6 protein-coding genes are annotated in these 3,916 nt (G+C 44.6%); 3 read left to right on the forward strand and 3 right to left on the reverse strand.

Annotated elements, in window-relative coordinates; all coding sequences use genetic code 11:
- Positions 1-329: 329 nt before the first annotated feature.
- The 3 genes from parA to GOB58_RS12745 all read left to right on the forward strand — a co-directional run bounded on the left by parA (position 330) and on the right by GOB58_RS12745 (position 2,145).
- A complete protein-coding gene (gene parA / locus GOB58_RS12735; RefSeq protein WP_173560439.1) occupies positions 330-959 on the forward strand; it encodes a ParA family partition ATPase in 630 nt (209 codons plus the stop codon).
- On the forward strand, positions 956-1,192 hold the full coding sequence (locus GOB58_RS12740; protein WP_173560440.1) for a hypothetical protein: 237 nt from the start codon (positions 956-958) through the stop codon (positions 1,190-1,192). The genes parA and GOB58_RS12740 overlap by 4 nt, the downstream gene beginning before the upstream one ends.
- 68 nt (positions 1,193-1,260) lie before the next feature.
- Positions 1,261-2,145 (forward strand): replication initiator protein A, encoded by an 885-nt coding sequence (locus GOB58_RS12745; RefSeq protein WP_242005357.1) that lies wholly within the window; start codon positions 1,261-1,263, stop codon positions 2,143-2,145.
- Positions 2,146-3,014: 869 nt separating this feature from the next.
- On the opposite strand, the gene GOB58_RS12750 is transcribed toward GOB58_RS12745, so the two are convergent.
- From GOB58_RS12750 to GOB58_RS12760, 3 genes are all read right to left on the reverse strand, one after another.
- The gene (locus tag GOB58_RS12750) at positions 3,015-3,167 is read right to left on the reverse strand and encodes a hypothetical protein (RefSeq protein ID WP_173560442.1); all 153 of its coding nucleotides are present in this window, start codon (positions 3,165-3,167) and stop codon (positions 3,015-3,017) included.
- On the reverse strand, positions 3,148-3,402 hold the full coding sequence (locus GOB58_RS12755) for a conjugal transfer protein TraD (RefSeq protein ID WP_173560443.1): 255 nt from the start codon (positions 3,400-3,402) through the stop codon (positions 3,148-3,150). The genes GOB58_RS12750 and GOB58_RS12755 overlap by 20 nt, the downstream gene beginning before the upstream one ends.
- 64 nt (positions 3,403-3,466) lie before the next feature.
- Positions 3,467-3,826: a conjugal transfer protein TraD gene (locus GOB58_RS12760; RefSeq protein WP_173560444.1), complete on the reverse strand. Its 360-nt coding sequence runs from the start codon at positions 3,824-3,826 to the stop codon at positions 3,467-3,469.
- Positions 3,827-3,916 lie beyond the last annotated feature (90 nt).

The raw sequence follows: 3,916 nt of genomic DNA on the forward strand, positions 1-3,916 counted from the left end.
ATAGTTCGGAATTTATACATCTTAAAAAAACCGAAAATCAGAGCCCCATCAGCTTCTTCCAACTTTGCAACAGAGCCGTCCTGAGCCTAGAGGGTGTTATGCACTTTGCGTGAGCGGTCTGGCTGCATTTTTCAGCATGAAATTTGCGAAGGCTATGGTGTGTATCCCCACCACCGCCATCTATGCCGACGCGCTCCGGTGACGAGGAGCAGACCATTGCCAGGAAAATGTGGAATTAGCTCAAATCTGAAAATCGTATAAAATTATTACATTAAATACGATTGAACATTTTTACGTTTAATCGTAAAAACACAAAAAAGGAATTCGGTATGATAATTGGTCTTCTGAATCAAAAAGGCGGGGTTGGGAAAACGACCCTAAGTATTAACTTGGCGGCAAGTCTCGCCCATATGGGTGCCCGCGTACTCCTCCTTGATGTTGATCCCCAAGGTAGTGCTTTAGACTGGGCAGCTGCCCGCGAAGGAAAACCACTTTTTTCAGTAATGGGACTACCGCGAGCCAGCGTACACAAGGAAATAGGTCAGATCGGAAAGGATTACGATCATATCATTATCGATGGCCCACCCCGTGTTACTGATTTGGCACGCAGCGCTATCATGGCATCAGATCTCATTCTAATCCCAGTACAGCCTTCTCCATATGATATCTGGGCGGCTGATGAGGTTGTTAAACTCATTGAGGAAGCTAGAATTTATAAAGAAAAACTGAAATTCGCTTTTGTGGTTAATCGTAAAATCGCAAATACGGCTATAGGCCGAGATGTAAAGGAAGCTCTCTCATCATATTCTGTTCCGATTTTCACATCGAGCATTACTCAGCGTGTGATTTTTGCTGAAACTGCGGCTCAGGGAAAATCGGTACACGAAATAGATCCGCAGAGTTCAGCTGCCTTAGAGATAGAAGCAGTTAAAGACGAGTTGATGGGATTCATCAAATGAGCGCAAAAAAAATCCAAATAGGTATGAAGCCTACGAACAAAGCAATCACGCCATCAGCTGATGCCTGGGTCGAAACACGGAAAAATCTAGATGAGCCTGAAGCGATGAAACGGCTTACGATTGATGTCCCAGCTAGCTTACATCGAATGATTAAATCTTCTTGCGCCATGCGTGGGACAAAAATTGCCGATGAAGTCCGTGAACTACTTTTACAGAAATACAGAAATCAGTAAAAATTTATAATCGTATTTAAGGTTTTATGCCTTTTTGGATGAAACGCTGGGATAAGAGAAACAATAAGATGTCTATTCGCAAAGCTCCAAAAGCAGAAAGCCAAGCAGATTTTTTTGTACCTACTCTTTATGATGTAGGTACAAAGGACTCTCGTAGTATCATGGATGTAGCGGTCTTTCGCTTATCTAAACGAGATCGCCGCGCAGGTGAGGTCATTCACTATGAACTCTCAGATGGTCATGTAACGGTTTCTGGAGGAGCTGCTGGTATGGCCTCAGTCTGGGATTATGATTTAGTCCTTATGGCAGTATCGCATCTTACAGAACAAATGAACCGTTTTCGGGAAGGAAAAGCTGAACGTCCTAGCCGGATTTTTCGTCCGCATGTTGCTGATGTTTTACGTTTTTGTCGCCGATCTGATGGTGGTAAACAAAAAGATGACCTAGTTGAAACATGTATCAGATTAAACACAACGCATGTTGCAGTTCAGAGATTTAAAAAAAATAGTAACGGTAAAACAATAACTGTTGATGAGGGAGAGCCCCTTATTAGTAGATACAAAGTTATAAAAAGCGATAATGGAAAACCAGAATATATAGAAATAGAATTAGCGGATTGGATGTACAGAGAAATAACTAACGGAAAAAATCCTGACGTTTTAACTGTTCATCCAGATTATTTTTTAATAGATCCTGGTATAGGACGTTTTGTTTATAGGTTAGCTCGCCGTGCAGCAGGAAAGACCGAAGCAAGATGGTCATTTCAAACTATTTATGATCGGAGCGGTAGTTCAGGAACTTTGAAAAAATTCACTGAAAACTTGAGAAAAATTATTAATTCAAACGATTTGCCAGAATATAACATTAAAGAAGAACCAGGAAATTCAGGGCCATTATTAGTTATGACTTATAGGAATTCATTTCTCCAGATGGAGAACAATGCTGGTCCCTAATGTACGGACAATTCGAATCTGCTCTTATGACACAAGATAGAAGCAGCCTTTTCCATCCTCAACAAGGCGAAAACAGATGTATGGATGTGAACAAACCGTACATTGGGGGCCAAATCCCGTACATTGGGGGCCAAATCCCGTACATTGGGGGCCAAATCCCGTACATTGGGGGCTAAGAAAACATTTAAACACTTGAAAATAAAAGAATAATTGTCTTTTTTTTGAGCTAAAACATTATAAAACATTATAAAACTACTTTAAAACCCGAATGCTTGTGGATAACTCTCTCCCTCCTGACCGTCCTTTTCTCGAACGCTTCTGTTCGACCTTTATAAACAAACCTTAAGCCTCGTCCATGAAAGACATTCCCTGGGACCAGACAAGTTTTGAGGGACACAAACTGGAGCATCTGAGTCTGCAAGGCGGATTTTTCTTTAACGGGCACAGGGCGGTAAATAACTATCAGGCAGTTATCGTCTTTCTGAGCTATGCAGGATTCCCGGAGAGCCGCTCCACCCTATCCTTGCTACCTGGAACGTGCCAGAACAGTATGGAAGCGTCTGTGGACCAAATACACGCCCTTCGAACTCAAGGACACTCTCAAGGCCCATGGGTACCGCTGGAACGACGGTTCCGATGACCGGCCCAAAGCCTAGTTCATCGACAAACCACCTGAAGAAGCTGAAGACGAAATCCGCTTTCTCTTCATCAAAATCTATCAACGGGAGATAAGCATCATAGTCCGATTATGGCTCTCAAAGAGACACAAAAACGCCGTCTGAGTTTTCAATCCGACTTCCAGAGGATTTTGATCGCATTGACCATAAAAATGTCATTTCCCTGTTAGGCGGTCCGATATAAAACAGCTTCTAGGCACCCATCTCCTTCTCTAGACTGCCGGAAATCTGGACAATGATCTGATGTTCAGTGCTGCCAGCCTGTGGGAAGTCACCGGAGCATGCAGCATTTTTCCCAGAGACTTCCGGCTTCAGTTCTGAAAGATCATAACCCGTTTCCTTCATCGTCTTGTCGCTCCGCGCAGAAACGGTTCAGACCCCGTCGCCTCCACCGTGTTTTCAGGTCAGCTGGCGTGGTATCACTGTCTCCCTGAAGCTGCCCCGCAATATCCAGAAATGCTCCGAGCATAGTGGCACGGTCATCATCCGTCAGATCAACCAGTCCCGCCTTGCTGACCAGCCCTCCCAGTTCAATAAGATGACGTGTCCTCTCCCGTCGTACCTTCGCCTGATCACGCATGTCGGTACGTGCCTTTCGTGCCTGATAACGATGGATCAGGGCTGCCTGTTTCCTGATCCGTCTTTCAAGCGTCTGTAATTCCGTTCTGATCGTTTCCCGATCCCTTCCGGACGTTCTTTTTTGCACCTGCGAGAAAGAATGCGGTTCCCCGCTCAGTCCACCTCGCGACGGCTTCAGGTTTACCATCTGCCTGTTCAACAGCTGCAAGCAGTACCCCGGCCAGTGCTTCGATGGACAGGGTATCAGCTCCTGTTCCTTCGACCAGTTCGCCGAGCTGAAGTGTTCTTTGTACTTTAAGCTGCTTCGCCTTTTCCTGAAGTGCTTTCAGTTCAGCATCAATATCCCGTGGTTTACGCATTTCTGGTCCCCTGTTCTTTTGGTATGTAGCATACTCTATCATACTGACGAGAACCGCGTCACTTATCCTGCGTAATCAATTTCTGTGGCGTAATCATGTTTAAGTGCGCGCTTATACGTCACTGCGTGACGTGCGCTTATTGTGTGTGCTATGATT

Origin of the sequence: Acetobacter thailandicus (assembly GCF_011516655.1) — a bacterium.
Classification (GTDB): Bacteria; Pseudomonadota; Alphaproteobacteria; order Acetobacterales; family Acetobacteraceae; genus Acetobacter; species Acetobacter thailandicus.

Bases quoted from the DNA above. Each gene is read 5' to 3' on its own strand.
- parA (WP_173560439.1), top strand. From the start codon at position 330: ATGATAATTGGTCTTCTGAATCAAAAAGGCGGGGTTGGGAAAACGACC.
- GOB58_RS12740 (WP_173560440.1), top strand. From the start codon at position 956: ATGAGCGCAAAAAAAATCCAAATAGGTATGAAGCCTACGAACAAAGCA.
- GOB58_RS12745 (WP_242005357.1), top strand. From the start codon at position 1,261: ATGTCTATTCGCAAAGCTCCAAAAGCAGAAAGCCAAGCAGATTTTTTT.
- GOB58_RS12750 (WP_173560442.1), bottom strand. From the start codon at position 3,167: ATGAAGGAAACGGGTTATGATCTTTCAGAACTGAAGCCGGAAGTCTCT.
- GOB58_RS12755 (WP_173560443.1), bottom strand. From the start codon at position 3,402: ATGCGTGATCAGGCGAAGGTACGACGGGAGAGGACACGTCATCTTATT.